Origin of the sequence: Streptomyces sp. HUAS CB01, assembly GCF_030406905.1 — a bacterium.
GTDB classification, from domain to species: Bacteria; Actinomycetota; Actinomycetes; order Streptomycetales; family Streptomycetaceae; genus Streptomyces; species Streptomyces chengbuensis.
Genome location: NZ_CP129137.1, coordinates 4,709,041 through 4,734,890 on the forward strand (window position 1 = coordinate 4,709,041; position 25,850 = coordinate 4,734,890).

Here is a 25,850-nt window from a genome sequence, read left to right on the forward strand (position 1 = left end):
AGAGGGGTGATCGAAGCCCGCCACCTCCGCGTCCTGCGTGCCGTGGCCGCCACCGGATCCTTCTCCGCGGCGGCCCGTGAACTGGGCTGCACCCAGCCCGCCGTCAGTCAGCAGATGAAGGCCCTCGAGGCGTCCGCGGGGACCCCGTTGCTGGTCCGCACCGGCCGGGAGATGCGCCTCACGCAGGCCGGGGAGGCGCTCGTGCGCCATGCGGCGGGCATTCTCGCCGGGCTCACCGCCGCCGAGGAGGAGGTCGCCGCGATCGCCGGACTGCGAGCCGGCCGGGTCCGGCTGGTGTCGTTCTCCAGCGGCAGTTCCACGCTGGTGCCGACGGCCCTGGCCTCCCTGCGCGCCGCGCACCCGGGTACGCGTGTCTCGCTCGTCGAGGCCGAGCCGCCCCGCTCGGAGGAGATGCTGCGTGAGGGGGACTGCGACGTGGCCCTGGCGTTCCGGTACGGCGCCGGGGGAGCGGAGTGGGCGGACCTCGTCGTACGGCCGCTGCTCAGTGACCGGCTCGTGGGCCTGGTGCCCGAGGGGCACCGCCTCGCCGAGGCGGGATCAGTCTCCATCGCGGACCTGGCGGACGAGCCGTGGATCGCCGGGTGCCCCCGCTGCCGCCGTCAGCTGGTCGCGGTCTGCGAGGAGTCGGGCTTCACTCCGAGGATCGACTTCGCCACGGACGACTACCCGGCCGTGGTCGGACTCGTCGGCGCCGGTCTCGGCGTCGCGGTCCTGCCGGAACTCGCGCTGGAGTCCGTACTGCCCAAGGGCGCCAGGACGGTGGCGGTGGAGCCCTCCGTCCACCGCGAGATCGTCGCCCTGACCCTGCCCGATCTGGCTCAGGTGCCGGCGGTCGCGGCCACCCTGGACCGGCTGGCCCTGGCCGCCGCCCGCTGACACGCCGAAGGGCGTCCCCCGAGGCGGTCCGTTCCGGACACGGATGGCTCCGGATACGGCCCGGACAGCTGCAGGAACGTTTCTTCTCGGATGGTGAAGGCTGCGGGTCAGCCGTGCGGCGCGCCGCCCGGGCCACCCGCCGGGATCAGTCGGTGCCGGGCCCGCCCCATGAGCTCCTCGCGTTCGTCCTCCGTCAGTCCGCCCCACACCCCGTAGGGCTCCCGGACCGCGAGCGCGTGCGCCGCGCACTCCGCGCGTACCGGGCACCTCATGCAGACCTCTTTCGCCGAGTTCTCGCGCGCACTCCTTGCCGCGCCGCGTTCCCCCTCGGGATGGAAGAAGAGCGAGCTGTCTACCCCACGGCATGCTGCGAGCAGCTGCCAGTCCCACAGATCGGCGTTCGGTCCGGGAAGGCGGGAGAAATCTGCCATAGCGCATGTCCCCTTGGTAGCCGTGCTGAGTGGTTCTGAGCTCCGACCGTACATCTACGGTGTAAGTAGATGTAAATATGACTCATTGCGAATCTAGTCGCAGACACCAGCAAATGGGAAGAAATGCAGCTAAATGGGGCATTGCGGCCATCTGACATGCAGTTGAGCTGTGTCGCTCTCCTCCGTTCACGGGTCCTCACGTAGAGTGCCGAAGGTGCCCGGCCCACCCGTAACTCTTTCGAGTGACCGTCGTTGAGAGGGCGGAGGCGGTTGAGAGAACAAGCGCTCGGGCAGGTGTCCGGGGGCGTCAACCGCACAGGTGACGATACGTAACCAGCCTGGAGGCTCAAGGTGACGCGCATCAGCTGCGGAGGGCGGCCATGACATCCGTCCTCGTCTGCGACGACTCCCCGCTCGCCCGAGAGGCGCTCCGCCGCGCGGTGGCAACCGTGCCCGGCGTCGAGCGCGTGACGACCGCGGCCAACGGCGAGGAAGTCCTCCGCCGCTGGGGGGCCGACCGCTCGGATCTGATTCTGATGGACGTACGCATGCCCGGACTGGGCGGCGTCGAGACGGTCCGCCGGCTTCTCTCCGCCGACCCCGGCGCCCGGATCATCATGCTCACGGTCGCGGAGGACCTGGACGGCGTCGCACTCGCCGTCGCCGCCGGTGCCCGTGGATACCTGCACAAGGACGCCTCGCGCGCCGAGCTGCGGGCCACGGTCACCCAGGCCCTCGCCGACCCGACCTGGCGGCTCGCCCCGCGCCGGCTGCGCTCGGCCGAGATGGGTGCCGCGCCGACCCTCACCGCCCGGGAGATCCAGGTGCTCGAGGGCATGAGTCACGGCAGGTCCAACGCCGAGATCGGGCGTGAGCTGTTCCTCTCCGAGGACACGGTGAAGACGCACGCGAGGCGGCTGTTCAAGAAGCTGGGTGCCTCGGACCGAGCGCACGCCGTCGCGCTCGGATTCCGCTGGGGCCTGGTCCGCTGAGCGGTGCCGGGCGAAGCCGGGACCGGTCCCGGCGGTCGAACCGGAGGGGCGCGCGGCCGTCGTGCACGAGACGCGCGCCCGGGGCCCCGTCACACAGGCCCCGCAGGCATCGTGAGTCCCGCCCGTCATGCGGTGGGCGGGGCGGCGGACGACGGCGGGCACACGTTTCCCGCGCGATGCCGCATCCTTGAGTTGTGGAGTTCCTCGGGGACGAGTCGGTCGAGCGCAAGGGGAGGGCGCAGGAGATGAGTTCCGGCGCACCTGCTCATAACGCTTCGGTGCACAACTACGGACGCGGTGCCACGGACCAGCGGCAGCCAAGGCACCATGGACCGATGCGCGACGACGAGGCGGCGACTGCCCAGGGGGCCATCGGTGCCCTCGTCCAGCGTGCCGTCGACGGCGACGACCAGGCCACACACGATCTGCTGGCCAGGGTCCACCCGCTCGCGCTGCGGTACTGCCGCACCCGGCTGAGCCGGCTTCCCGGTGACGCCCGTCACTTCGTCGAGGACCTCGCGCAGGAAGTCTGCGTCGCGGTCCTGATGGCGCTGCCGCGCTACAAGGACACCGGGCGCCCCTTCGAGGCGTTCGTCTTCGCGATCGCGGCGCACAAGGTCGCCGATCTGCAGCGGGCCGCCATGCGGCATCCCGGGTCCACCGCGGTGCCGTCCGACGAGATGCCGGAGCGGCCCGACGACTCGCTGGGCCCCGAGGAGCGCGCGCTGCTCAGCGACGACGCGGAGTGGGCCAAGAGGCTCCTCGCCAGCCTGCCCGAGAACCAGCGCGAGCTGCTGGTGCTGCGGGTCGCCGTCGGGCTCACCGCGGAGGAGACCGGACAGATGCTCGGCATGTCGCCGGGCGCGGTCCGCGTCGCCCAGCACCGGGCCCTCAGCAGACTGCGGGCGCTCGCGGAGCAGTAGCGTGGAGGACGGCGGCTGAACCGCACCAGCGCCGCGTCCGTACGTACGAACGTACAAAGCTACTCGGTGATCTTGATCGTGGAATGAGACACCCTCGGATCCCGTTAGCATGGACATCCGCACCGATCAAGGCCATTTGGGGAAGGTGTCATGACTGCCAACGTCGACGGAGTGCCCGAGAAATTCGCGACACTCGGGCTGACCTACGACGACGTGCTGCTGCTGCCGGGCGCGTCCGACATGGCGCCCGACCAGATCGACGCCTCCTCGCTCGTCTCGAAGAACGTGCGGGTGAACATCCCCCTGCTGTCCGCCGCCATGGACAAGGTGACCGAGTCCCGCATGGCCATCGCCATGGCCCGCCAGGGCGGCGTCGGCGTGCTGCACCGCAACCTCTCCATCGCCGACCAGGCGAACCAGGTCGACCTGGTGAAGCGCTCCGAGTCCGGCATGGTCACCGACCCGATCACGGTGCACCCCGACGCCACGCTCGCCGAGGCGGACGCGATCTGCGCCAAGTTCCGGATCAGCGGTGTCCCCGTCACCGACGCGGCCGGCAAGCTGCTCGGCATCGTCACCAACCGCGACATGGCCTTCGAAACGGACCGCTCGCAGCAGGTGCGCGACGTCATGACCCCGATGCCGCTGGTGACCGGCAAGGTCGGCATCTCGGGCGTCGACGCCATGGAGCTGCTGCGCCGCCACAAGATCGAGAAGCTTCCGCTGGTCGACGACGGGGGCATCCTCAAGGGCCTCATCACCGTCAAGGACTTCGTCAAGGCGGAGAAGTACCCGAACGCCGCCAAGGACAAGAACGGCCGGCTCATCGTCGGCGCCGCCGTCGGTGTCGCCGGTGACGCGTTCGAGCGCGCCCAGGCCCTCATCGAGGCCGGTGTCGACTTCATCGTCGTCGACACCGCCCACGGCCACTCCAAGCTGGTCGGCGACATGGTCGCCAAGATCAAGTCCAATGCCCCCGTCGACGTCGTCGGCGGCAACGTCGCGACCCGCGACGGTGCCCAGGCGCTCATCGACGCCGGCGTGGACGGCATCAAGGTCGGCGTCGGCCCCGGCTCCATCTGCACGACCCGCGTCGTCGCCGGCATCGGCGTCCCGCAGGTCACCGCGATCTACGAGGCGTCACTGGCCGCCAAGGCGGCGGGGGTGCCGGTCATCGGCGACGGCGGCCTCCAGTACAGCGGCGACATCGCGAAGGCCCTGGTCGCGGGAGCCGACACGGTGATGCTCGGCTCTCTGCTCGCCGGCTGCGAGGAGTCCCCGGGCGAACTGCTCTTCATCAACGGCAAGCAGTTCAAGTCGTACCGCGGCATGGGCTCGCTCGGCGCGATGCAGTCCCGTGGCGACCAGCGCTCCTTCTCCAAGGACCGCTACTTCCAGGAGGGCGTCGCCTCCGACGAGAAGCTCGTCCCCGAGGGCATCGAGGGCCAGGTGCCCTACCGCGGCCCGCTCTCCGCCGTCGTCCACCAGCTCGTGGGCGGTCTGCGCCAGTCGATGTTCTACGTCGGCGGCCGCACCGTGCCGGAACTGCAGGACCGCGGCCGGTTCGTCCGGATCACCTCGGCGGGTCTCAAGGAGAGCCACCCGCACGACATCCAGATGACGGTCGAGGCGCCGAACTACAGCAGGAAGTAGCGCGGACCGCGGCAGACGGCGCCGCGGGTGTTTCCGCAGGGGCGGTTCCGGGGATTCCCGGGACCGCCCCTGGCATGTGTGTCGGGGATACTGGTAGGCGCAGACGTAGAGGGAAAGGCCACACATCGTGACTGAGATCGAGATCGGGCGCGGCAAGCGCGGCCGCAGGGCGTACGCGTTCGACGACATCGCCGTCGTACCGAGCCGGCGCACCCGGGACCCGAAGGAGGTCTCGATCGCGTGGCAGATCGACGCCTACCGCTTCGAGCTGCCGTTCCTGGCCGCTCCCATGGACTCCGTCGTCTCCCCGCAGACCGCGATCCGCATCGGTGAGCTGGGCGGACTGGGCGTGCTGAACCTCGAGGGACTGTGGACCCGGTACGAGGACCCGCAGCCGCTGCTCGACGAGATCGCCGAGCTGCCCGCCGAGAGCGCGACCCGCCGCCTGCAGGAGATCTACGCCGCCCCGATCAAGGAGGAGCTGATCGGGCAGCGGCTGAAGGAGGTGCGCGACTCCGGCGTCGTCACGGCCGCCGCCCTGTCGCCGCAGCGCACCGCGCAGTTCTCCAAGACCGTCGTCGACGCGGGCGTGGACATCTTCGTCATCCGCGGTACGACCGTCTCGGCCGAACACGTGTCCGGCGCGGCCGAGCCGTTGAACCTGAAGCAGTTCATCTACGAGCTCGACGTCCCCGTCATCGTCGGCGGCTGCGCCACCTACACGGCGGCGCTGCACCTGATGCGCACCGGCGCGGCGGGTGTCCTCGTCGGCTTCGGCGGCGGCGCCGCCCACACCACCCGCAATGTGCTGGGCATCCAGGTCCCGATGGCGACGGCCGTCGCGGACGTCGCCGCGGCCCGCCGCGACTACATGGACGAGTCGGGCGGCCGGTACGTCCACGTCATCGCCGACGGCGGTGTGGGCTGGTCGGGCGACCTCCCGAAGGCCATCGCCTGCGGCGCGGACGCCGTGATGATGGGCTCCCCGCTGGCCCGTGCGACGGACGCGCCCGGCCGCGGCCACCACTGGGGCATGGAGGCCGTCCACGAGGACGTGCCGCGCGGCAAGCTCGTCGACCTGGGCATCGTCGGCACCACGGAGGAGATCCTCACCGGTCCCTCGCACACCCCGGACGGTTCGATGAACCTGTTCGGCGCCCTCAAGCGCGCCATGGCGACGACGGGCTACAGCGAGCTGAAGGAGTTCCAGCGCGTCGAGGTGACCGTCGCGGACTCCCAGCACAAGCGCTGACGGCTGCCCGGACCGAACGCACGGCAGGGGCCCGGCACCGTCTCGGCCGAGACGGTGCCGGGCCCCTGCCGTTTCCGCGTGGCCGGTCAGGCCGGACGCCGGCAGCGGCGGCGGACGGTCACTCGGTCGCCTTCCTGGCTCCGGCGAAAGCGGCGAAGGCGGCCAGGGCGAAGAAGACGAACGTCATGAAGTCCTTGCTCGCGCTCCAGGCGTCCGTCATCAGACCGAAGTTGTCGAAGAACATCTCGGACGCGGACACCTTCAGCTCCTTGCCGGCGATGACCGCGATGGCGAGGAGCTGGCCGAGGTAGACGGCGCCGAGCGAGAGCAGGGCGCTGACGACGGGCAGGACCGGGTTGCGGCCGCCGAGCTTGCCGGCGGCGAATCCGACGAGGAAGCCGACGCCGATGGCGGCCCAGCCGATCTCCCGCTCGATCGCGCCGGCGACACCGCCGTAGACGCCGCCCGCGACGAGTGCCGAGACCAGGGCTGCGACCAGGCCGAGGGCGACGTTGCCGCGCGCGGGGGCGGGCGCCGGGACGTCCGCGCCGAGGACCGGTGCGGGCGCCGGTGCGGTGCCGTCGGGGAACGGAGCGCCGGACGGAGGCGTGGACTGCTCGGACGGCGGAGTGGACTGGGACATGCTGGTGTTCCCCCCATGGAACGCTGAAGCGCACGAGTGTGCGACGAGTGGCGCTGGAGGCTAGCACCCCGGTCCGACACCGCACACGCGGAATTCCGGCGCCCGCGGATTCACAGGCGGTGCGCCGCCCCTGCCGGGGAGGCACCCCTGGTGTCCAGGAAGATCTGCGCCTTGACCGCCAGCCCCTGCAGGTCGTACGTGCGGTGGTGCTGGAGCAGCACGGTGAGGTCGGCGGTGGCCGCGGCCTCGTAGAGGGAGTCGGCGCGGGGTACGGGCCGGTCGTTCACCCGCCAGTCCGTCACATAGGGGTCGTGGTAGCCGACCGAGGCGCCCAGTTCCATCAGCCGGCTCGCGATCTCCGGCGCGGGGGAGCCCTGCCGGTCGGCGAGGTCCGGCTTGTACGTGATGCCGAGGAGGAGGATCCGGGCCGCGCGGGCCGACTTGCCGTGCTCGTTCAGCAGGGTCGCGCAGCGCTGGACGACGTACTGCGGCATGCGTTCGTTGATCTGGCCCGCGACCTCGACGAGCCGCAGGGAGCGGTGGGGGCCGACCGTGTCGACGGGGACGCCGTGCCCGCCCACGCCGGGGCCGGGGCGGAAGGCCTGGAACCCGAACGGCTTGGTCTCGGCGCAGCGGATGACGTCCCAGAGATCGACGCCGAGGTCGTGGCAGAGCACCGCCATCTCGTTGACCAGGGCGATGTTGACGTGCCGGAAGTTGGTCTCCAGGAGCTTGACGGCCTCCGCCTCGCGCAGTCCGCGGGCGCGCACCACCTTGTCGCTGAGGCGGCTGTAGAAGGCCGCCGCCGACTCGGTGCAGGCGGGGGTCAGCCCCCCGATCACCTGAGGGGTGTTGGCGTGGCGGTGGGCGCGGTTGCCGGGGTCGAGCCGGCTGGGGGAGTACGCCAGATGGAAGTCGGCGCCCGCACGCAGCCCCGAGCCCTCCTCGAGGATCGGCCGGAGGTAGCCCTCCGTGGTGCCCGGTTCCACCGGGGACTCGAGCAGCACGGTGGTGTGCGGGCGCAGCCGCGCGGCCAGGGCCCGGGCGGCCGCGCCGACCGCGGTGAGGTCGAGCCCGCGGTCGGGGCCGAGTGGGGTCGGGGCGCAGATGACGGCGGTGCGCACCCGGCCCAGCTCGGCGGGGTCGGTGGTCGGCCGGAAGCCCCCCGAGAGCATCCGGCGGATCTCCGACGCGCTGAGGGAACCGTCCACGGGCGGACGTCCCGCGGCGAGTTCGGCGGCGGGGCGGGGATCGGGGTCGTAGCCGATGGTCTTGATGCCCGCGGCTGCGGCGGCCTGGGCGAGGGGCAGTCCGAGGTGGCCGAGTCCGATGACGGCGAGATCTGCGGGCATGGCGGTGAGCCGTCCTTCCCAATAGCCGAAGGTCACGTGACGCGCAAGTCCTGTGGACAGAACGAGCAGGAGCAATGTCAGACTAGGAGTAAATATGACCGATATGCGGTATTGCGCGCGTCAGGTCGCCCGAGTGTTGTCCACAGGCGGTGGCTGAAGTCCGGGAGTGCGGACAGAATCAAGTGTGTGGGCCCGACCAATGGGGGCGACGGGAGGCACCGTGAGGACAGCGACAATGGGGCCGGCGCAGCGCGACGAGGCCCTGGCCGCGATGGCAGAGCACGAGCTGGACGTACTGGTGGTCGGTGGCGGAGTGGTCGGAGCGGGGACCGCGCTGGACGCGGTGACGCGCGGGCTGTCCACCGGGATCGTCGAGGCGCGTGACTGGGCGTCGGGCACCTCGAGCAGATCGAGCAAGCTGGTCCACGGCGGGCTGCGTTATCTGGAGATGCTGGACTTCGCGCTGGTGCGCGAAGCGCTCAAGGAGCGCGGGCTGCTGCTGGAGCGGATCGCCCCGCATCTCGTCAAGCCCGTGCCCTTCCTCTATCCGCTGCAGCACAAGGGCTGGGAGCGGGTCTACGCCGGAGCGGGAGTCGCGCTGTACGACACGATGTCCGTGTCCTCGGGCCACGGCCGCGGTCTGCCCGTCCATCGCCATCTCACCCGCAGGCACGCCCTCCAGGTGGCCCCCTGCCTGCGGAGGGACGCCCTGGTCGGCGCCCTCCAGTACTACGACGCCCAGATGGACGACGCCCGTTATGTGGCGACCCTGGTGCGCACGGCCGCCTCCTACGGCGCGCGCGCCGCCAGCAGGGCACCGGTCATCGGCTTCCTGCGCGAGGGGGAGCGGGTCGTCGGCGCCCGGGTGAAGGACATCGAGACCGGCGGGGAGTACGAGATCAGGGCGAAGCAGATCGTGAACGCCACCGGTGTCTGGACCGACGACACCCAGGCCATGATCGGCGAGCGCGGCCAGTTCCACGTCCGGGCCTCCAAGGGCATCCATCTCGTCGTGCCCAAGGACCGGATCCACTCGACCAGCGGCATCATCCTGCGCACCGAGAAGTCCGTGCTCTTCGTCATCCCCTGGGGGCGGCACTGGATCCTGGGCACCACGGACACCGAGTGGGACCTGGACAAGGCGCACCCGGCCGCCTCCAGCGCCGACATCGACTACCTGCTGGCGCACGTGAATTCGGTGCTCGCCGTCCCGCTCACCCGTGACGACGTCGAGGGGGTGTTCGCGGGACTGCGCCCGCTGCTCGCCGGGGAGTCGGACGCGACGAGCAAGCTCAGCCGCGAGCACACGGTGGCGCACCCGGTGCCGGGTCTGGTCGTCGTCGCCGGCGGCAAGTACACGACGTACCGGGTGATGGCGAAGGACGCCGTGGACGAGGCGGTGCACGGGCTGGACCGCCGGGTCGCGGAGTGCGTCACGGAGGACGTGCCGCTGCTGGGCGCCGAGGGGTACCGCGCCCTGTGGAACGCCCGGGCGAGGATCGCCGAGAGGACGGGCCTCCATGTGGCCCGCGTCGAGCACCTGCTGAACCGGTACGGGTCGATGACCGAGGAACTGCTGGAGCTCGTCACGGCCGATCCGGGCCTCGGCCGGCCGCTGGCCGGAGCGGACGACTACCTGCGGGCCGAAGTCGTCTACGCCGCCTCCCACGAGGGGGCACGGCACCTCGACGACGTGCTCACCCGGCGGACCCGCATCTCCATCGAGACGTTCGACCGGGGTACGCGGAGCGCGCGGGAGTGTGCCGAGCTGATGGCCCCGGTACTCGGCTGGGACAAGGAGCAGATCGAGAAGGAAGTCGAGCACTACGAGAAGCGGGTGGAGGCCGAGCGCGAGTCGCAGCTGCAGCCGGACGACCTGACGGCCGACGCGGCGCGGCTGGGCGCCCCCGACATCGTCCCGATCTAGGATCCTGCGGAATCCCTTTCTCCGGAGCCTTCCTGACGCTCGGTGGACCCGGGATCTCCACCGGTCCTGGAGTGAGAGAGAATGGGGGCTCTTCCAGGGCGGGTTACCGCATCGCGCGGGAGCGGCGGGCGCGGGCGAGGATCAGGGATCGCAGAGGGGACGCATGTCGGAGGCGGAGCAGTCGCGGGACACGACACGGGAACCTCTTCGGGACGCACAGCGGGAGGGCGAGCGCCCCACCGGCGCGGACTCCGCGGCGAGTTCGGCCGGGACACCGGCAGGGCGTTCGGACGCGGGCCCCGGCTCCCGTGACGGCGGTTCGGGTGGGGCCGCGGACAAGGGCACGGCACGGGACACCGCGCGCGGTGCGTCGGACGACGACGCCCGCCGGGGCGGCGAGGACGGCGGCGCCGACGCGGTGAACGCGTCCGAGGACGCGGCCGGGGACGCGAAGCCGGCCGCCGGGCGTACCCCGGCCCGGCCCGGCCCCGTCGGCGCGAACGCGTCCGCGGACGACGGCGGTACGCGTGCGAAGCCGGCGGCGGGGCAGGCGGACCTGATGAAGGACGGTGGGCCACAGAGCACGGACCGGCGACCGGATTCCGACCAGGCCGCTCCGGCGGCCGCTTCGGGACCCGGGCCGGTGCCGGACCGGGCGGACCCGGCCGAGCGCGGTGCGGCGGATGCCGCGGGCCGTCGGCCGGCCGGCGCTCCCGCGGACGGTGCCGCGCCGGACGCCGGCCGCGGTGCCGCGCCGGGCGCGAGCAAGGACGCCCGGCCCGATCCGCGGTTGCCCGGCGCCGGCGACGCCGTGGGCAAGGCAACGCCCGGCGCGGCGAAGGAGTCCGGGGGCCAGGGGGTTTCCGGGCGTGGGGAGGCGAAGGCGGCCAAGGCCGCGGACGCGGGTTCCGGGTCGGCCGGTCGGTCCGGCGCGGCGAAGGAGTCCGGGGGCCAGGGGGTTTCCGGGCGTGGGGAGGCGGAGGCGGCCAAGGCCGCGGACGCGGGCCGCGGGCCGTCCGGACGGCCGGGCGACGCGAAGGCCGCGGCGGCCCCGTCGCGACGCGGACAGAGCGCCGAGGGACGGCTGTTGGCCGGCCGTTACCGGCTCGGAGGCGTGCTCGGGCGCGGTGGCATGGGCACCGTCTGGCGCGCCGACGACGAGACGCTCGGCCGCACCGTCGCCGTGAAGGAACTGCGCTTCCCGAGCAGCATCGACGAGGACGAGAAGCGCCGGCTCATCACCCGTACCCTGCGCGAGGCGAAGGCCATCGCGCGGATCCGCAACACCGGCGCCGTCACGGTCTACGACGTCGTCGACGAGGACGACCGCCCGTGGATCGTGATGGAGCTCATCGAGGGCAAGTCCCTCGCCGAGGCCATCCGTGAGGACGGTCTTCTGACGCCCCGCCGGGCCGCCGAGGTAGGTCTCGCCGTCCTCGACGTGCTGCGCTCCGCGCACCGGGAGGGCATCCTGCACCGCGATGTGAAGCCGTCCAACGTGCTCATCTCGTCGGACGGCCGGGTCGTGCTCACCGACTTCGGCATCGCCCAGGTCGAGGGCGACCCCTCGATCACCTCCACCGGCATGCTCGTCGGCGCGCCGTCGTACATCTCCCCGGAGCGCGCCCGGGGCCACAAGCCGGGTCCGGCCGCCGACCTCTGGTCGCTGGGCGGGCTGCTGTACGCGAGCGTGGAGGGCTGCCCCCCGTACGACAAGGGCTCCGCCATCGCGACGCTGACCGCCGTGATGACCGAGCCGCTCGATCCCCCGAAGAACGCCGGGCCGCTGGAGGAGGTCATCTACGGCCTGCTCGCCAAGGACCCGGCGCAGCGGCTCGACGACGCGGGTGCCCGTGCGCTGCTGCGGCAGGTGATCGACACCCCCGAGCGCCCGGCGCAGCCGGAGCCCTCGCCGGAGGCGACCCGGGTGGTCGCCCTGCCGCCCGTTCCGCCCGAGCCGGCCCTCCCCACCAGGGACCGGGCCAAGGAGGCCGCCGACGCGGCGGCCGAACGGGTCCGTGGAGCGCTGCGTTCCGTGCGGAACGCGGCGAAGAGCGAGGCCGGGGGCAAGGACGGCGCCCCCAAGCCCTCGACGGCGCCCGCGGCCATCCGGACCACGCCCGTGCGGGCGCCGCTCACCGACGTGGTGCCGCGGCGCACGCTGGTGGTCATCGCGCTCGTCGCCGCGCTCGCGGTCCTCACCACCGTGCTCGTCGTCACGCTGGGCGGGGACGGGGACAAGGGCGGGCAGAACAAGCCGAAGAGCGACACCTCCGCAGGGACCACCGCGGGCGGCGAGGCCAAGGACACCGGCGGCGCCACGGGCGACGGCGGCAGCGGCCGCGACGACCAGGGCAAGGGCGACGGCCAGGCCACGGGCGGCACCGGCAAGGACACCGGGAGCACGGGCACGGGCGGTGAGCAGCCGTCCGGTGGCAAGGACCCCGGAGCCCCCGCCGGGGGCGCTCTCCCCGCCGGGTACGCGATGGTGTCGAACGACCAGTTCCGCTTCACCATGGCGATGCCGGCGTCCTTCCGCCGCACCGGCACCGCCGGCCAGAACTCGGGCGCGATCTTCAGCGCGAACGGCGGCTTCCCGCGTGTCCAGGTCGACTTCACCGACAGCCCCAAGGGCGACGCCGCGGCCGCCTGGAACGCCGCGCGGTTCGCGGTGAGTGGCAGCAGCAGCGGCTACAAGCACCTCGGGATCAAGGCCGTCGAGTACAAGGGCTATCCGACGGTCGCCGACTGGAGCTTCGAGCGGAACCAGGGCGGCCAGCGGGTGCGGGTGCTCAACCGCGGTTTCAAGGTCGACGCCCGGCACGGCTACTCGATCATGATCAGCTGCAAGGCGAGCGAGTGGGACGGCGCGGAGTGCAGCACGCTGCGCAAAACCGCGTTCGCGACGTTCGCCCCGAAGGACTGAGAGGATCGTCCCCAAGGGCGAGGATCGCCCCCAAGGACAGGGCAGGCCACGTATCGTGAGAGGTCGTGGACCGTACGCAGCCGCAAGAGGCCGGTGAGCGACCGGAATTGACGGATTCGTGCGGTCCCCGGGAACGGGGGCGGGCTCTGGCGACCAGGGCCGCGCACACGACCGACCGCGGCACCGGTTCGAGCACCCCGGGTGGGGAAACCCCCACCGTCGGGGCAGGGGGAGAACCGGGCCGGGAAAGCTGCACGCTGGTGGGGAGGCGTCTTGGACGACTACGCGGGAAGGGTGCTGGCCGACCGCTACCGGCTTCCCCTGCCGCCCTCCGACGAGTACGAACTCGTCGAGACTCGCGCCTTCGACACCTACAGCGGCCAGGAAGTCCTCGTCCGGCAGGTTCCGTTGCCGGAGGTCGTCGAGGCGGAGGTGGTCGACGACCACGGCGGGGGCGGCGTTCCCGCCCCGCGCCGGGCTGCGGGGCGCACCACTCGCCGGCCGACCGACCCGGCGGTGCGGCGGGCCGTCGAGGCCGCCCAGGCCGCCGCGCAGATCCCCGACCATCCGCGGCTCGACCAGGTCTTCGACGTGTTCGCCGAGGACGGGTCGCTGTGGATAGTGAGCGAACTGGTCGCCGCGAGGCCCCTCGCCGCGCTGCTGGCGGAGAAGCCGCTGAACCCGTACCGGGCGGCCGAGATCGGCTCGGACGTGCTGACGGCCCTGCGCGCGCTCCACGCGCACGGCTGGACCCACCGGAACATCACCGTCCGCACGGTGCTCGTGTGCGACGACGGCCGCGTCGTGCTGACCGGCCTCGCCGCGGGCGCGGCGGAGGAGGCCCTGTGCGGGTACGCACCGGTCCCGGACCCGGCGGCCGAAGTCGAGGAGGCCGAGCCGGTGGACCCGCCCTACGGCACGGCGTACGCACCGTACGCGCCGCCGTATTCGGCCGGGCCGGCTCCGCTGAGCACCGGCGGGCAGGAGTCCCGCGAGCCGGGAGCGGCCGCGAGGGACCCCCGCTGGGCGCGGCCTTCCTACGAGCAGATCCCCCCGCCCGCGTCCCCGCCGGACCAGGCGCCCGGACCCCTCGTCCCCGGCCCCGGTGGCGCGGGCGACCGGTACACCCCTCCCGCCTACGGCTACGGATTCGGCGGCGTCCCGGGCGATGAGCGCGCGGCGCGTGCCGGCGCCATCGCCGCCTACCGGGCGGGGGCCCGCGCCGCGGCGCGGCTCAGCGAGGAGAGCCGACAGGGACCGGCCGACGGCGAGGACGAGCAGGACCGGCCCGGGGACGGCGCCCGCGCGACCGGCGCCGGCGGCCCGGGCGCGAGCCTTCACGGCGGTGCCCGGCGAGCCCTGCCCGGCAGTGGTGATTCCGGTTCCGCCGGCGGTTCCGGTGGCGGTGGTTGGGGTGCCGAGGGTTCGTTCGGCAGCGGTGGCGCCGGATCGGCGGGCGGCTCCGGCGGTGCCGGGCGAGCCCTGTCCGGCAGTGGTGATTCCGGTTCCGCCGGCGGTTCCGGTGGCGGTGACTGGAGTACCGCGGAGGAGGAGGAGGGTCCCTTCGGCACGGGGGACGCCGTCCGGCCGCACGGCCATGCCGAGACCGGTCCCGCGTACGGCGATCCCGCCGGCACCGGCCGCGCGACCGGCGACGACGATCTGTCCGGTCACGACGACCGGACCCGTGACGACGACCGGACGGGCGGCGAGAGCCGGACCGCCGGGCGCGGTCCCGACGAGCGCGTTCATGGCGACGGCGGTCACGAGGGCCGCGGTCCCGACGAGCTCGGCGGTCCGGCTGCCCTGCCGCCCGCGGGTCGGGGGACGGACGGCATCGGCCGGCTGCACCACCCGGGCGTACGGGACGAGCGGGCCGCACCTGAGGGCTCCGGGGCGGCCCCGGGCACCGTCGCACCCCCGCCCCGCCCCGGAACCGCCCTGCCCGCACCGCGCGCCGGGCTGCCCGCGCCCCAGTGGTGGTCACGGCCCGCGGACGCCGACGAGGCCGACGACGCCGACGAGCACGACGACCCGGACGACGGACCCCACGGCGGCCCCCGCCAGGACCCGCCCGGCGGTCCCCGCCGCGTCGAACTCGCCGGTGTCTGGCGCGACGGGCCCGGCCCCGCCTCGGACGGTCCCCTCCCGCTTCCGGCCGGCGGCGGTGCCGCCCGGTACGGGGGCGGTGCCCGTGACGCCCTGCGTGCCGACGCCCAGCGGGGTACGGACGCGGACGCCGGCGCGCGGCCCGTCCCCGCCGGCGGACGCTGGGACGAGATCGTCGCCGCCGGGGCGCCCGCTGCGGCCTACCGCGGCCCCACGACGCCCCTCGCGGCCGAGCGCGCCCGGCAGACCCGGATCGCGGTCGTCGGCGCGGTCACCGAGCGCTGGGCACCCGAGCAGGCGGGCCCGGTCCACGAGAACTGGCAGCTGGCCCCGCCCATCGGCCCGGCCACCGACCTCTGGGCGTTGGGCGCACTGCTCTACCGCGCGGTGCAGGGCCATGCCCCGTACCCGGAGGAGAACGCGGTCGAGCTGGTCCAGCTCGTCTGCGCCGAGCCGCCCGCGTTCGCCGAGGAATGCGGTCCGCTGCGTCCGGTCGTGGAGTCGCTGCTGCGTCAGGACCCCACCGAACGGCCGGACTTCGAGGAACTGCGGGGCTGGTTGCGTTCGCTGGTCCGCTCCGCCCCCGAGCCCGACGCGGGCACCGAGGTGGTGCCGCTGCCCTCCGTCGACGGCACCCGCCTCCCCGTCGTACGGCGCAGGGGAGAGCTGGTCCGCAGGCGCCGCGGCGGCGCCGAACTCCGGGGCCGGCACCGCCACAGGAAGGTCAGGGAGCCCCGTCCGCCCCGTGAACCCCGCGGGCGCCGTGACCCCCGCGAGCGCCCGGAGCGCAGCCCTCGCTCGCTGGGCCGGACGCTGCTCTTCCTGATCCTGCTCGTGCTCGCCGCGGCCATCGCCTACGCCGTGCTGTTCATGCCGAAGGCCGGTCCCGGCTCGGCGCCACGGTCCTCACCGGCGTCGTCCTCGTCCCAGGGTCCGGACCGGCAGGGGGCCCCGGCCGGAGAGGCCGGCGGCGACCCGTCGCCGGACGGCACGGGTCCGCAGACCTCCGCGCCCGCCGTCGACCTCGCCGACGGCTATGTCGTCCGCGTGGACCCGGAGGGCTTCCGGATCGGCGTCGACAAGACCTGGCAGCGCAGACCCGTCAACGACAGCGGCCAGGTCCGCTACGTCGGCGGCGACTTCACGCTCATCGTCGTCCCCGGCCGGGACACCGTCGCGGCGAACGGCTCCGACCCGATGGCGTACCAGCGTGACAAGGAGCGTGAACTCCAGCCCTTCCGCGACTCCTCCTGGTCCACCGCCTCCGGGCTGCGCCGGATCGACGTGGGCAAGCAGGCCATGGCGGAAGGCCAGTTCACGTGGCAGGACAGCACCGGACGCGAGGTGTACGTGCGCAACCTCGCCATGATCGTCGGCGGGGGTTACCACGTACTGCAGGTGATCGGACCCGAGGACCAGCGGGACAAGGTCACCGAGATCTACCAGCAGGCCACGGCCGCCTACCGCGCGGGGAGTTGAGGCCGGCGGGCCCGACCCGCCGTCCCCTCCGCCCCCGACCGCGCGCCGCAACCGGCACATCACGGTGCGAGTTACTGAGCCGCCCCAGGTTCCGTGCACGTACCTCCCCTCCGTAACCTGGGAATCCAAGGAACGGGGCGGAACACGTGGAACACGCACAGAGCGCGAGTACGGCAGCGGGACTTCTCCTGGCCGGCCGGTACCGGCTGACCGAGAGCATCGGCCGCGGAGGCATGGGCAAGGTCTGGCGGGCGCAGGACGAAGTCCTCCACCGGACGGTCGCGGTCAAGGAACTCACCGCCGGTCTCTACGTGTCCGAGGCAGACCGCACGGTGCTGCACGCGCGCACCCAGAAGGAGGCCCGCGCGGCCGCCCGGATCAGCCACCCCAACGTTGTCACCGTCCACGACGTGCTGGAGTACGACGGCCGGCCGTGGATCGTGATGCAGTACGTCGACGGGCCGTCACTCGCCGACGCGGCAAAGGAGTCCGGGCGCATCGAGCCGGCCGAGGCCGCCCGTATCGGGCTGCACGTCCTCGGCGCCCTGCGTGCCGCGCACGCCGCCGGCGTGCTGCACCGCGACGTCAAGCCCGGCAACGTGCTGCTGGCCTCCGACGGACGGGTCCTCCTCACCGACTTCGGGATCGCCGCGATCGAGGGCGACTCGACCATCACCAGGACCGGGGAACTCGTCGGCTCCATCGACTACCTGGCCCCCGAGCGGGTCCGGGGCGGCGATCCCGGGCCGGCCTCCGACCTGTGGTCCCTGGGCGCCACCCTCTACACGGCGGTGGAGGGGACGTCGCCCTTCCGGCGCACGTCACCGTTGTCCACGATGCAGGCCGTGGTGACCGAGGAGCATCCGCCCGCCCCGCACGCGGCGGCGCTGGAGCCCGTCATCTCCGCTCTGTTGCGCAAGGAGCCCGAGCAGCGGCCACCGGCCGACGAGGCCGAACGGATGCTGCTGGAGGCGATGGAGGGGAGGCGGCCCAGAGCGGCGCAGGCGTACGTGCCGACACAGACCGTGGATCCGGAGGAGCGGCGTGCGGCGACCGCGCTGCTCACCGGCCGGACTGCGGCCCCCGTGACCACCACGCCCGCGCCGAAACGTTCCGGCGGCTGGCGCCGGGCGCTGGTCGTGGCCGTCCTCGCGGCCGTGGTCGGAGGCACCGCCGGGTTCCTCGCCCTCCGGTACGGGAGCGGCGGCGGGAGCCCCGCCCCCCACGACGCCGGACCCTCCGCCTCGTCCGGCACCACGTCCGGTGCCTCGGGCGCGGCCGCGAAGCCCGCGGACGGGGAGAAGTGGCAGCGGGTGCGGGACCCGGAGGGCTTCAGCCTGCTCGTACCGGAGGGCTGGACCCGTCAGAAGGACGGCGACCAGATCGACTACACACCCGACAACGGCCGCCGGCTCATCCGCATCAGCATCGACCCGACGCCCGACTTCGAGAACCCGTACATGCACATGCTCGACGTCGAGAAGACGGTCAGGAAGCGGCTGCCGAAGTACGAGCGGGTGCGGCTCGACCAGAACACCTTCCGGGACCAGGAGAACTCCGCGCTGTGGGAGTTCACCTGGACCGAGACCAAGAACAACGCGGGTGAGCGGCGCGCCATCGACCAGGTCTACTTCGGCGGGGACGGGACCGAGTACGCGCTCTACATGTCGAGTCCGGCGGAGGAATGGGCGACGACCCGGCAGCGCTTCGACAAAATGGTGCAGAGCTTCCAGCCCTCGGCGGGGTGACTCGGTCACGGCTCTGCATCGCTCAACTCCGCCGGTGGCGACGGCAAACGCTCTTCGCCAGGATATGACCATGACGAACGACGGGGGACGGGCGAACGAGCCCACCAGCTACGCACTCCGGCCGCCGCAGGTGCCGCCTCCTGCCGTGCCGCCGCAGCCCGGATCCGCCGCGCCGCAGCCGGCGCCGACCCGGCAGGTGGCCGGCGCACCGGCCGTGCCTGCCGACGACCCGCAGACGGGACGCGTCATCGGCGGGCGCTACCGGCTCGTCTCGCGCCTCGGGCACGGCGGCATGGGCACCGTCTGGCGCGCCCACGACGAGGTCGTCGACCGGGACGTGGCGGTCAAGGAGCCCCGGGTCCCGGAGCACCTGGGCGAGCGGGAGCGCGAGAACGTCCATCTGCGCATGCAACGCGAGGCCCGTGCCGCCGCCCGCATCGACCACCCTTCCGTCGTCACGATGCACGACGTCGTCATGGAGGACGGCAAGCCGTGGATCGTGATGGAGTTGGTGCGCGGCCAGTCCCTCGGGGACCGGCTCCAGGAGGGCACGCTGGACGTGCGCGAGGCCGCGAGGATCGGCCTCGCCGTCCTCGGCGCGCTGTCCGCCGCGCACGAGGCGGGTGTGCTCCACCGTGACGTGAAGCCGGACAACGTCCTGCTGGGGCGCGGCGACCGGGTCGTGCTCACCGACTTCGGCATCGCGCAGGTCGAGGGCGAGCAGGGCCTCACCGAAACCGGTGCGTTCGTCGGCTCGCCCGAGTACATCGCCCCGGAACGGGTGCTGGGTCAGCGCCCCGGCCCGGAGTCGGACCTGTGGTCCCTCGGCGTGGTGCTGTACGCGGCCGTCGAGGGCGTGTCCCCGTACCGGCGCTCGCACACCCCCGCCACGCTCCAGGCCGTGCTCTCCTCGGAGCCCCAGATCCCGGCGCGCGGTTCGGGGGCCTTCGGCACGCTGGTGATGCAGCTGCTGCGCAAGGACCCGGCGGCCCGGCCGGACGCCGCCGAGATCCGCTCCACGCTGGAGGCCGTGGCCCGTCCGTCCCAGCCCTCCCTCGACACGGCGCGTGTGTACGGCCCCGCGGCCGCCGGCCCGGGCGGCGGCTCCCGCTGGCTGCCGCCGGTGCTGCACCGCAACCGTCCCGCCCAGTGGGGACTCCTCGGCGGCCTCCTCGCGGTGGCGCTCGCCGCCACCGCCGTCGTCGTCGACCCCTTCGGCGGCGACGAACTGCCCGAGGGGTGGAAGGTGCGTCCCGAGAGCGAGATCCTCGCGGCGGACGTGGCCGTGCCGGAGGAGTACGAACGGTCGGAGTCCGACGACGGCTTCGCCGTGGACTACCGCGACCCCAGCGGGGTGTTCTGGATCCACCTGGAGCGCGTCGCGCCCGGTGCCGAGAAGACCACCGCGGACGTCCTCGAGCCGAGGAAGGACGTCTGGAAGAACTGGTACGCGAAGGGCGGCAGGAACGGCACGGAGATCAAGGACGCCGACGTCGGCACCAGGGACGTCACGCACCAGGGCGCGAAGTCCTTCGAGACGACGGTCGACTTCCTGTTCTACGGGGACGACGAAGAGGACGCCGTGCGCCACCGCTGGCACGAACTGGTCGTGCCGGGCAAGGACAAGGTGCACTGGCGGCTGAGGGTGCAGATGCCCTCGGAGGGCGCCGCACGGCAGGACGGGGAGCAGATCTTCACGAACGTCGTGAAGCACCTGCAGATCCAGGGCCTGTGAGCCGCGCGGTCCGGGCGGCCGGTCAGCGCGGCGCGCGGGGACCGGACCGCCGCGCAGGGGTGGCCGGGAGGCGGCCGGAGCCGTCGGCCACCCCCGTCGCAGTGCGGTGCCGCAAAGTCGGAAAAGTGACGACGAGGACGGCTCGCGCCGCCACAAGCCCCTGATCAGGGGTTATCTGCCAGTGATCACTGGCACGATGTGCGGGCCTGGCGAAAAGCTGTTACCGACGGGTACCCAAAGCCTTGATTGCGTCATACTCTCGCCCCCATGACGGACTCGCAGGCCCCCGCCGCCCAGCACACCGGCGCCCTCGGCACCAACCCCACCGCCGCCGCCCCGGCCGGCGTGCGCACCGCCGCCGACGTGGTCACACCCGAGGTGGTCGCCCAGCTCACCCGAGGCGTCGTCGGCTCCGGCCGTACCGCCAACCACACCCCGTTCACCGGGGAGAAGCTGGCGGACCTGCCCGAGTCCACCCCCGAGGACGTGGCCGAGGCCTTCGCCCGCGCCCGGGCCGCCCAGCCCGCCTGGGCCGCGACCTCCCCGCGCACCCGCGCCGCCGTGCTGCTGCGCTTCCACGACCTGGTCCTGGAGCGCCAGGCCGAGGTGCTGGACCTCATCCAGCTGGAGACCGGCAAGGCCCGGCTGCACGCCCACGAGGAGGTCCTGGCCGTCGCGGTCGCCGCCCGCCACTACGGCCGGAAGGCGCCCTCCTACCTGAGGCCCAAGCGGCACACCGGTGTCGTCCCGGTCCTCACCAAGACCACCGAACTGCGCCAGCCGCGCGGAGTCGTCGGCCAGATCGCGCCCTGGAACTACCCGTTGGAGCTGTCGGTCGGCGACGCGCTCCCCGCGTTCGTCTCCGGCAACGCCGTCGTGATGAAGCCCGACACCGAGACCGCGCTGACCGCGCTCTGGGCCCGTGACCTGCTCATCGAGGCAGGGCTCCCGGCGGGCGTCTTCCAGGTCGTCCTCGGCGACGGCCCGGTCGTCGGCCCCGAGGTCGTACGGCACGCCGACTACGTCTCGTTCACGGGCTCCACCCGCACGGGCCGAGAGGTCGCCCAGGGCGCCGCCGCCCGCCTCGTCGGCGTCTCCCTCGAACTCGGCGGCAAGAACGCCATGCTGGTGCTGCACGACGCCGACATCGACAAGGCCGCGGCCGGTGCCGTACGGGCCTGCTTCTCCTCCGCCGGGCAGCTCTGCATCTCCATCGAGCGGCTGTACGTGCACGAGTCGGTCGCCGACGCGTTCGTGGAGCGCTTCGCGGCCCGTACGAAGGCCATGCGGCTCGGCAGCGCCCTCGCGTACGGCGCCGACATGGGCTCCCTGGTGGGCGAGCGCCAGCTGGAGACGGTGAAGCGGCATGTCGAGGAGGCCGTCGCCAAGGGCGCCACCCTCGTCGCGGGCGGCGTCCACCGCACCGACATCGGCCCCCTGTTCTACGAGCCGACGATCCTCGACGGGGTCGAGGCGCCGATGTCCGTGTGCACCGAGGAGACGTTCGGACCGGTCGTCTCCGTCTACCGGTTCACGGACGAGGACGACGTCGTCGAGCAGGCCAACTCCACCCCGTACGGCCTCAACTCCAGCGTCTGGACCAAGGACGGCAGGCGCGGCCACGCGGTCGCTGCCCGGCTGCGCACCGGCACCGTCAACATCAACGAGGGCTACGCGCCCGCCTACGGCAGTGTGCAGTCGCCGATGGGCGGCATGAAGGACTCCGGTCTGAGCCGGCGCCACGGCTCCGAGGGCATCCTCAAGTACACCGAGGCCCAGACCGTGGCGCAGCAGCGGCTGATCCCGCTCGCCCCGTCCTTCGGCATGGACGACGAGAAGTACGCGGCGTTCATGAGCACGTCCCTGAAGGTGATGAAGGCCCTGCGGCTGCGCTAGCAGCACCCCGGCACCCGCACGTTTTTTCCACGAGGAGAGCCATGTCCGAGGACTTCCCTGCCCAAGAACCGGGTGACCAGGGCGAGAGCGACGCGGATTCCGCGTACGACTACGACGTCGTCGTCGTCGGCTCGGGCTTCGGCGGCTCGGTCTCCGCGCTCCGTCTCACCGAGAAGGGCTACCGCGTCGGCGTCCTGGAGGCCGGCCGCCGCTTCACCCGCGAGAGCCTGCCCAAGAACTCCTGGGACCTGCGCAACTACCTGTGGGCCCCGGCGCTCGGCCTCTTCGGCATCCAGCGCATCCATCTGCTGGGGAACGTGATGGTGCTGGCCGGCGCCGGTGTCGGCGGCGGTTCCCTCAACTACGCCAACACGCTCTACGTTCCGCCCGCGCCGTTCTTCAACGACCCGCAGTGGAAGGACATCACGGACTGGCAGGAGGAGCTGAGGCCGTACTACGACCAGGCCAAGCGCATGCTCGGGGTACGCCTCAACCCGACCATGACGCCGTCGGACGTCCATCTGAAGGCCACTGCGCAGGCGATGGGCGTCGGCGACACCTTCCACATGGCTCCGGTCGGCGTCTTCTTCGGCGACGGCGGGGACGCGGTGGGCGAGGACGGCACCGGCACGGCGAAGGCCGAGCCCGGGGCCGAGGTCCCGGACCCGTACTTCGGCGGTGCCGGGCCCTCGCGCCGCGCCTGCACCGAGTGCGGCGAGTGCATGACGGGCTGCCGCCACGGAGCCAAGAACACGCTGAACGAGAACTACCTCTACCTCGCCGAGAAGGCGGGAGCGGTCATCCACCCCATGACGTCGGTGGTCTCCGTGCGCGAGGACACCCGCGGCGGCTTCGAGGTCAGGACCGTTCCCAGCGACAACCGGCGCAAGGGCGGCGGCCGTACCTTCACGGCCCGGCGGGTCGTCGTCGCCGCCGGTACGTACGGCACCCAGACCCTCCTGCACCGGATGAAGGACGAGGGGCTGCTGCCGCGCATCTCCTCCCGGCTCGGCGAGCTGACCCGCACCAACTCCGAGGCCATCGTCGGTGCGCAGACGGACAACCGGCGCTACCGCAAGCGCCACGGCAAGGACAGGGTGGACTTCACCAAGGGCGTCGCGATCACGTCCTCCATCCACCCGGACGCCAGCACCCACATCGAGCCGGTCCGCTACGGCAAGGGCTCCAACGCCATGGGCGGGATGACCGTCCTCCAGGTCCCCTACAGCTCGCGGCGCGTCCTGGCGTGGCTCGCCAACTGCGCCCGGCACCCGTGGCTCACCGTCCGGGCGCTGTCCAACCGCCGCTGGTCCGAGCGGACCATCATCGGCCTCGTCATGCAGTCCCTGGACAACTCGCTGACGACCTACCGCAAGCCGAAGGGCGTCGGCAAGGGCCTGCTCACCGCGCGTCAGGGCCACGGTGCGCCGAACCCCGGGCAGATCCCCGAGGCCACGCGCGCCGCGACGCTCCTCGCCGAGGAGATCAACGGCTTCGCCGGATCCAACGTCGGCGAGCTGATCGGCACCCCGCTCACGGCCCACTTCCTGGGCGGCTGCCCCATCGGCGCCTCCGAGGAGACCGGCGTCATCGACGCGTACCACCGCCTGTACGGCCACCCGGGCATCTCGGTCGTCGACGGCGCCTCGGTGTCCGCGAACCTGGGCGTGAACCCGTCCCTGACGATCACGGCCCAGGCGGAGCGCGCGATGTCGTTCTGGCCCAACAAGGGCGAGACGGACCCGCGCCCCGAGCAGGGCGTCGCCTACGAACGCCTGGCGCCGGTGGCGCCCAAGGCTCCGGCCGTCCCCGCGGACGCCTTCGGAGCCCTGAACCTCCCGTTCCTCGGCATCCCGGCCGTCCCGCCGAAGTCCTCCTGAGCCCGGCCGGGGTCCCTGCCCCGGATCCGGGACCGGACACGAGAGAGGCGCTGCACCCCCCTCCGAGTGCAGCGCCTCTCCAGCTTGTTGCGGTGTGTTACGCGGTCGCGTCGCCCTTGCGGCGCTTCATCGCGAAGACGACACCGGCGCCGGCGACGACGGCGACACCGCCGGCGATCCCGATGGCCGGGAGCGCCGAGGTGGAGCCGGTCTCGGCGAGGCTGCCGCTGACGATCTGGCTCGACGTGTTGGCCGCGGGCTCCTCGCTCGGAACGGGAGCCTTGCCGCCTTCCTGCGGCTCGGTGCCGTCGGTGTCCGTGCCGCCGGCGACGATCTGGAACTTGTAGGCGACGTCGCTGAATCCGAGGCAGTCCTCGTCGCCGATGTAGAGGCCGGCGCCCAGTGTGAAGCCGGTGCCGACGGGGGCGTTGGCCTTCACGTTGATCCGGAGCGGGATGTCCACCTCGTAGCCGGGCTTGATCTCGTTGGACTGGCCGACGTAGCCGACGGCCTCGCCGCCCTCGCTCAGGTCGTCCCAGCCCTTGGTCTCCTCGTTGTAGACCTGCAGGGCGACCTGCTTGCTCTTGAAGAGCTCCATGCCGTCCTTGTCGGGGGAGGCTCCCGCGAAGTAGTCGATCTCCTTGAGGATCATGTCCGACTTGTTGAAGGCGTTCAGGTGGAACTTGTGCCACCCGCTGCCTGCGGCGATCTTGCCGGGGAGGCCCTTGATGGAGAGCTCGAAGTCGTCGGTCTCGCAGATCTGGGGCTCGCCGGGCTCCTCCTCGTCACCCTCGCCGGGCTCCTCGCCGCCGGTCTCGCCGGTGGTGCCGGTCTCACCCGTGGTGCCGGTCTCGCCGGTCGTACCGGTCTCGCCCGTGGTGGCGCCGGGCTCCTCGCCGCCGGTCTCGCCGGTGGTGCCCGTCTCGCCGGTGGTGCCGGTCTCGCCGGTCGTACCGGTCTCGCCCGTGGTGGCGCCGGGCTCCTCGCCGCCGGTCTCGCCGGTGGTGCCCGTCTCGCCGGTGGTGCCGGTCTCGCCGGTGGTGCCGGTCTCACCCGTGGAACCGGTCTCACCCGTGGTGCCCGTCTCCCCGGTGGTACCGGCGGAAGCCGTGCTGTCGGTGCCGCCTGTCGTTGCGTAGGCGGCCGGCGCCGCCAGGAAGGCGGCGGGGGCTATGACAGCGGTCGCGGCGGCGACAGCCATGGCGCGGCGAAGCTTCATGAAGACCTCAGCGAAGTCCGGCGTACCGCAGCGTGCGGCACGGAGTCTGTGGGGCCTTCCCGGCTATGGGGGTACGGGTGTGGCCGTTGGTTCCGCATGCATGACCTGTGGCCAGTGCAATTGGTTGCATCGGAACTCACACAGAATTTATGTGACGCCCGACACACGGCTCGGGGTGTCCCTGCCCGAGGACGTCCCTGCTCCCCGCCCCGGCGCCCACTGTCTCCCCCGCCCCCACAGGAAGGGCCCCGCGGAAGCGTTTCCGCGGGGCCCTTGGCTGTCGGTACCGGCGTCAGGGCCGCGCCGGTGCCGAGAGGCGGCGCCCGGGGGGTGGGGCGCCGCTGGACTGGGTGCCGGGTGTCGCATCGCCCGGTCCGGTGGTGGCCGGACGCCGGGGGCGCGGTCCCGTGGCGGTGGTGGTGCGCTGTGCCGGGGGCGGGACGGGTGCGAGCGGAAGGTCGCGGGCGAACCGCGCCGAGCGCAGAACCGTTTCGGCCTGATGCGGCCGGATCCGGGCGTCCCCGGATCCGGCCGCCTGGGGTGACCGGGCTGCTGTCCCCTGCCGACCGGTCACGCGCGCCGGGGCGAGGTCCCACGACGTACCTGCGGTACGTCACACGCCCCGGCGGAGCCACGCGTGGTTCTTTCCTTCGGGGCCCGCCCCTGGCTGGCACGGACATCGGTACCAACGAAGCGCCCCGGCACCGGTCACGGGCCGGACGGGTGAGAGCGCGCCCGTACAGATGTCCGTACAGCGGGCGGCAGGACGTCCGGGCGGCGGCGCGGCC

16 protein-coding genes are annotated in these 25,850 nt (G+C 72.8%); 12 read left to right on the forward strand and 4 right to left on the reverse strand.

The features are described 5' to 3' along the window. The first annotated feature begins 6 nt into the window (after positions 1-6). Positions 7-897, forward strand: a complete 891-nt coding sequence (locus QRN89_RS21015) for a LysR family transcriptional regulator (protein ID WP_290350920.1) — start codon at positions 7-9, stop codon at positions 895-897. Positions 898-1,004: 107 nt separating this feature from the next. On the opposite strand, the gene QRN89_RS21020 is transcribed toward QRN89_RS21015, so the two are convergent. Then, complete coding sequence (locus QRN89_RS21020) at positions 1,005-1,328, reverse strand: WhiB family transcriptional regulator (RefSeq protein ID WP_290350921.1); 324 nt, start codon at positions 1,326-1,328, stop codon at positions 1,005-1,007. Positions 1,329-1,708: 380 nt separating this feature from the next. Here QRN89_RS21020 and QRN89_RS21025 point away from each other — a divergent pair, with 380 nt between their 5' ends. The 4 genes from QRN89_RS21025 (at position 1,709) to QRN89_RS21040 (ending at position 6,148) form a co-directional block, all read left to right on the forward strand. Next, entirely contained in the window at positions 1,709-2,320 is a 612-nt protein-coding gene (locus QRN89_RS21025) for a response regulator transcription factor (protein ID WP_003948568.1), read from the forward strand. Positions 2,321-2,655: 335 nt separating this feature from the next. Beyond that, positions 2,656-3,243 (forward strand): sigma-70 family RNA polymerase sigma factor, encoded by a 588-nt coding sequence (locus tag QRN89_RS21030; protein ID WP_290350922.1) that lies wholly within the window; start codon positions 2,656-2,658, stop codon positions 3,241-3,243. Between the two features lie 150 nt (positions 3,244-3,393). Continuing rightward, positions 3,394-4,896, forward strand: a complete 1,503-nt coding sequence (gene guaB, locus QRN89_RS21035) for an IMP dehydrogenase (RefSeq protein WP_290350923.1) — start codon at positions 3,394-3,396, stop codon at positions 4,894-4,896. A gap of 127 nt (positions 4,897-5,023) precedes the next feature. Continuing rightward, on the forward strand, positions 5,024-6,148 hold the full coding sequence (locus QRN89_RS21040) for a GuaB3 family IMP dehydrogenase-related protein (RefSeq protein WP_290350924.1): 1,125 nt from the start codon (positions 5,024-5,026) through the stop codon (positions 6,146-6,148). 118 nt (positions 6,149-6,266) lie between these two features. Here the strand turns inward: QRN89_RS21040 and QRN89_RS21045 are convergent, their stop codons facing one another. Both QRN89_RS21045 and QRN89_RS21050 read right to left on the reverse strand, forming a co-directional pair. After that, on the reverse strand, positions 6,267-6,791 hold the full coding sequence (locus QRN89_RS21045; protein WP_290350925.1) for a hypothetical protein: 525 nt from the start codon (positions 6,789-6,791) through the stop codon (positions 6,267-6,269). Between the two features lie 110 nt (positions 6,792-6,901). Next, positions 6,902-8,143, reverse strand: a complete 1,242-nt coding sequence (locus QRN89_RS21050; protein WP_290350926.1) for a nucleotide sugar dehydrogenase — start codon at positions 8,141-8,143, stop codon at positions 6,902-6,904. 220 nt (positions 8,144-8,363) lie between these two features. On the opposite strand from QRN89_RS21050, the gene QRN89_RS21055 reads away from it, so the two are divergent. The 7 genes from QRN89_RS21055 to QRN89_RS21085 all read left to right on the forward strand — a co-directional run bounded on the left by QRN89_RS21055 (position 8,364) and on the right by QRN89_RS21085 (position 23,843). Continuing rightward, the gene (locus tag QRN89_RS21055; protein ID WP_290350927.1) at positions 8,364-10,070 is read left to right on the forward strand and encodes a glycerol-3-phosphate dehydrogenase/oxidase; all 1,707 of its coding nucleotides are present in this window, start codon (positions 8,364-8,366) and stop codon (positions 10,068-10,070) included. Positions 10,071-10,233: 163 nt separating this feature from the next. After that, the gene (locus QRN89_RS21060) at positions 10,234-12,996 is read left to right on the forward strand and encodes a protein kinase domain-containing protein (RefSeq protein WP_290350928.1); all 2,763 of its coding nucleotides are present in this window, start codon (positions 10,234-10,236) and stop codon (positions 12,994-12,996) included. 273 nt (positions 12,997-13,269) lie between these two features. Beyond that, on the forward strand, positions 13,270-16,584 hold the full coding sequence (locus tag QRN89_RS21065) for a serine/threonine kinase C-terminal domain-containing protein (RefSeq protein WP_290350929.1): 3,315 nt from the start codon (positions 13,270-13,272) through the stop codon (positions 16,582-16,584). A gap of 146 nt (positions 16,585-16,730) precedes the next feature. Continuing rightward, on the forward strand, positions 16,731-18,332 hold the full coding sequence (locus QRN89_RS21070; RefSeq protein WP_290350930.1) for a serine/threonine-protein kinase: 1,602 nt from the start codon (positions 16,731-16,733) through the stop codon (positions 18,330-18,332). Between the two features lie 70 nt (positions 18,333-18,402). Then, on the forward strand, positions 18,403-20,067 hold the full coding sequence (locus QRN89_RS21075; RefSeq protein ID WP_290350931.1) for a serine/threonine-protein kinase: 1,665 nt from the start codon (positions 18,403-18,405) through the stop codon (positions 20,065-20,067). Positions 20,068-20,334: 267 nt separating this feature from the next. Next, positions 20,335-21,963, forward strand: a complete 1,629-nt coding sequence (locus QRN89_RS21080; protein WP_290350932.1) for a succinic semialdehyde dehydrogenase — start codon at positions 20,335-20,337, stop codon at positions 21,961-21,963. Positions 21,964-22,004: 41 nt separating this feature from the next. Further along, positions 22,005-23,843, forward strand: a complete 1,839-nt coding sequence (locus QRN89_RS21085) for a GMC family oxidoreductase (RefSeq protein WP_290350933.1) — start codon at positions 22,005-22,007, stop codon at positions 23,841-23,843. 97 nt (positions 23,844-23,940) lie between these two features. Here the strand turns inward: QRN89_RS21085 and QRN89_RS21090 are convergent, their stop codons facing one another. Continuing rightward, positions 23,941-25,062, reverse strand: coding sequence for an LPXTG cell wall anchor domain-containing protein (locus tag QRN89_RS21090; protein WP_290350934.1), 1,122 nt, complete (start codon positions 25,060-25,062; stop codon positions 23,941-23,943). Between the last annotated feature and the right edge of the window lie 788 nt (positions 25,063-25,850).